The 3,764-nt window shown below is 69.3% G+C and carries 2 protein-coding genes and 1 pseudogene; all 3 read left to right on the top strand.

Annotated elements, in window-relative coordinates; translation table 11 throughout:
• Positions 1-85: 85 nt before the first annotated feature.
• Positions 86-2,910: pseudogene (locus JM949_RS34405) on the top strand (multifunctional oxoglutarate decarboxylase/oxoglutarate dehydrogenase thiamine pyrophosphate-binding subunit/dihydrolipoyllysine-residue succinyltransferase subunit); the annotation flags it as partial.
• A gap of 81 nt (positions 2,911-2,991) precedes the next feature.
• Entirely contained in the window at positions 2,992-3,420 is a 429-nt protein-coding gene (locus JM949_RS40110) for a hypothetical protein (RefSeq protein WP_407664876.1), read from the top strand.
• Positions 3,421-3,541: 121 nt separating this feature from the next.
• Positions 3,542-3,727, top strand: a complete 186-nt coding sequence (locus tag JM949_RS34400) for a DUF6104 family protein (RefSeq protein WP_007464679.1) — start codon at positions 3,542-3,544, stop codon at positions 3,725-3,727.
• The last annotated feature ends 37 nt before the right edge of the window (positions 3,728-3,764 follow it).

Below are 3,764 nucleotides of genomic sequence, written 5' to 3'. Positions count from 1 at the left end.
GCCAAGCCCGCCGCCTCGGCCCGGCCAAGGCCGCCCCGCCGCGAAGGCCGCCGCGCCGACCGCCGACGGTCCGCAGACCACGCCGTTGCGCGGCGTCGCCGCGAAGATCGTCCAGAACATGGACGCCTCGCTGAGCGTGCCCACCGCGACGAGCGTGCGGGCGGTCCCGGCCAAGCTGCTGGTCGACAACCGCATCGTGATCAACAACCACCTCGCCCGGGGGCGGGGCGGCAAGGTCAGCTTCACCCACCTGGTCGGCTACGCGATGGTTCGGGCGCTGGTCCAGCACCCCGAGATGAACAACTCCTTCGCCGAGGCCAACGGCAAGCCGGCGGTGGTCCGCCCGGCGCACGTCAACCTGGGCATCGCGATCGACCTGGCCAAGCCGGACGGCAGCCGCAACCTGGTGGTCCCCTCCATCAAGGGCTGCGAGCAGATGGACTTCCGGCAGTTCTGGCAGGCGTACGAGGACGTGGTCCGGCGGGCGCGGCGCAACGAGCTGACCATGGAGGACTACTCCGGCACCACGATCTCGCTGACCAACCCGGGCGGCATCGGCACCGTGCACTCGATGCCCCGGCTGATGCAGGGGCAGAGCGCGATCATCGGCGTGGGCGCGATGGAGTACCCGGCCCCCTACCAGGGGATGTCCGAGGCCACCCTGGCCGAGTTGGCGGTCAGCAAGATCATCACGCTGACCAGCACGTACGACCACCGGATCATCCAGGGCGCGCAGTCCGGCGAGTTCCTCAAGGTGATGCACGAGCTGATCCTGGGCGAGCACGGCTTCTACGACCAGATCTTCACCGCGCTGCGCATCCCGTACGAGCCGGTGCGGTGGATGCGCGACGTGGCGGTCAACTCCGAGGGTCAGATCAACAAGACCGCCCGGGTGCACGAGCTGATCCACGCGTACCGGGTGCGCGGTCACCTGATGGCCGACACCGACCCGCTGGAATTCAAGATCCGCAAGCACCCCGACCTGGACGTCCTCCAGCACGGCCTCACCCTGTGGGACCTGGACCGCGAGTTCCCGGTCAACGGCTTCGCCGGCCGGCAGCGGATGAAGCTGCGCGAGATCCTCGGCGTGCTGCGCGACTCGTACTGCCGTCGGGTCGGCATCGAGTACATGCACATCCAGGACCCGGAGGAGCGGCGCTGGGTCCAGGAACGGATCGAGCGCAAGTACGAGAAGCCGTCCGCCGACGAGCAGAAGCACGTGCTCAACCGGCTCAACGCCGCCGAGGCGTTCGAGACCTTCCTACAGACGAAGTACGTCGGCCAGAAGCGCTTCTCGCTGGAGGGCGGCGAGTCGCTGATCCCGCTGCTCGGTGAGGTGCTGGAGTCCTCCGCGGAGAACGGGCTGGACGAGGTCGTCATCGGCATGGCGCACCGGGGCCGGCTCAACGTGCTGGCCAACATCGTCGGCAAGCCGTACGAGAAGATCTTCTCGGAGTTCGAGGGCCACCTGGACCCGCGCTCGACGCAGGGCTCCGGCGACGTGAAGTACCACCTGGGCCAGAACGGCAAGTTCACCACTCCCGACGGTGAGCACGCGGTCAAGGTGTCGGTGGTGGCCAACCCGTCGCACCTGGAGGCCGTCGACCCGGTGCTGGAGGGCATCGTCCGGGCCAAGCAGGACCGGATCGACCTCAAGCTGGAGGGCTACACCGTGCTGCCGCTGGCGGTGCACGGTGACGCCGCGTTCGCCGGGCAGGGTGTGGTCGCCGAGACGCTCAACCTGTCGCAGCTGCGCGGCTACCGCACCGGCGGCACCGTGCACGTGGTGGTCAACAACCAGGTCGGCTTCACCACCGCCCCGGAGTACAGCCGGTCCAGCCTCTACAGCACCGACGTGGCCCGGATGATCCAGGCGCCGATCTTCCACGTGAACGGCGACGACCCGGAGGCCGTGGTCCGGGTCGCCCGGCTCGCTTTCGAATACCGGCAGACGTTCAACAAGGACGTCGTGATCGACATGGTCTGCTACCGCCGGCGCGGGCACAACGAGGGCGACGACCCGTCGATGTCCAACCCCCAGATGTACAAGATCATTGACTCGAAGCGCTCGGTCCGCAAGCTCTACACCGAGGAGCTGATCGGCCGCGGCGACATCACCGTCGAGGACGCCGAAGAGCTGCTGCGTGACTACCAGGCGCAGCTGGAGAAGGTGTTCAAGGCCACCCGGGACGCCGCCTCGGCGCCGCGCCAGCTCAACCGGCCGCGCCGCGAGGAGGAGCCGGAGCCGCAGGTCGACACCGCCACCGACGCGTCGGTGGTGAAGGCGATCGGCGAGGCGCACGTCAACCTGCCGGAGGGCTTCACCCCGCACAAGCGGATCCAGCAACTGCTGGACCGGCGGGCCAAGATGTCCGTCGAGGGCAACATCGACTGGGGCTTCGGCGAGATCATCGCGCTCGGAGCGCTGCTGCACGACGGGGTCACCGTCCGGCTGGCCGGGCAGGACTCGCGTCGCGGCACCTTCGTCCAGCGGCACGCCTCGGTGGTCGACTCCCGTACCGGGGAGGACTACCTGCCGCTGAAGTCGCTCACCTCCGACGGCGAACGCTCCCGGTTCTTCGTGCACGACTCGCTGCTCAGCGAGTACGCGGCGATGGGCTTCGAGTACGGCTACTCGGTGGAGAACATCAACGCCCTGGTCGCCTGGGAGGCCCAGTTCGGCGACTTCGTCAACGGCGCCCAGTCGGTGATCGACGAGTTCATCTCCTCCGGCGAGGTGAAGTGGGGCCAGCGGTCCGCCGTCACCCTGCTGCTGCCGCACGGCCACGAGGGCCAGGGCCCGGACCACACCTCCGGCCGCCGGAGCGGTTCCTCCAGATGTGCGCCGAGGACAACATGCGGGTGGCCATCCCGACCACCCCGGCGAACTACTTCCACCTGCTGCGCCGTCAGGCCCTGTCGCCCAAGCGCAAGCCGCTCGTGGTGTTCACGCCGAAGTCGCTGCTGCGGCACAAGCTCTGCGTCTCGTCGGTGGAGGACTTCACCACCGGCACCTTCCAGCCGGTGCTGCGCGACACGGCCGCCCCGGCACCGGAGGCGGTGAAGCGGGTGCTGCTCTGCTCCGGAAAGGTCTACTACGACCTGTTCCAGGCCCGGCAGGAGCGCGGCGTCACGGACACCGCGATCCTCCGGATCGAGCAGCTGTACCCGCTGCCGGTGGAGGAGATCCGCGCCGCCCTCGCCCAGTACCCGAACGCGGAGGACTTCGCCTGGGTGCAGGAGGAGCCGGCCAACCAGGGCGCCTGGTCGTTCGTCGCGCTCAACCTGCTGGAGCACCTCACGGACGTTCGGCTGCGGCGGATCTCCCGCCCGGCCGCGGCCGCCCCGGCGGTCGGCTCGGCGAAGACCCACGAGGTCGAGCAGACCGCGCTGATCGAGGCGGCTCTCCCCCGCCCGTGACCTGACCTGAGCGCGAAAGCCGGGGCAGGGCCGTTTCACCACGGTCCTGCCCCGGCTCGCGTCGGTCCAACCGACCACCCATCCCCCGGCCCGCGCCGGGCCGAGCACGAGGACGTACGCCGTGTACTTCACCGACCGTGGCATCGAGGAGTTGGTCGAGCGCCGGGGCGACGAGCAGGTGACCCTGGAGTGGTTGGGCGAACGCCTGCGCGACTTCGTCGACCTCAACCCCGACTTCGAAACCCCCATCGAACGCCTCGCCACCTACCTAGCCCGCCTGGACGACCCCGACGACGAAGACGCCTAACCAACCCCCCCAACCCCACCCCAACCCCTCGCCGCGC

This window comes from Micromonospora tarensis (genome assembly GCF_016803395.1).
GTDB classification, from domain to species: Bacteria; Actinomycetota; Actinomycetes; order Mycobacteriales; family Micromonosporaceae; genus Micromonospora; species Micromonospora tarensis.
This window is presented reverse-complemented; position numbering and strand designations above follow the sequence as displayed.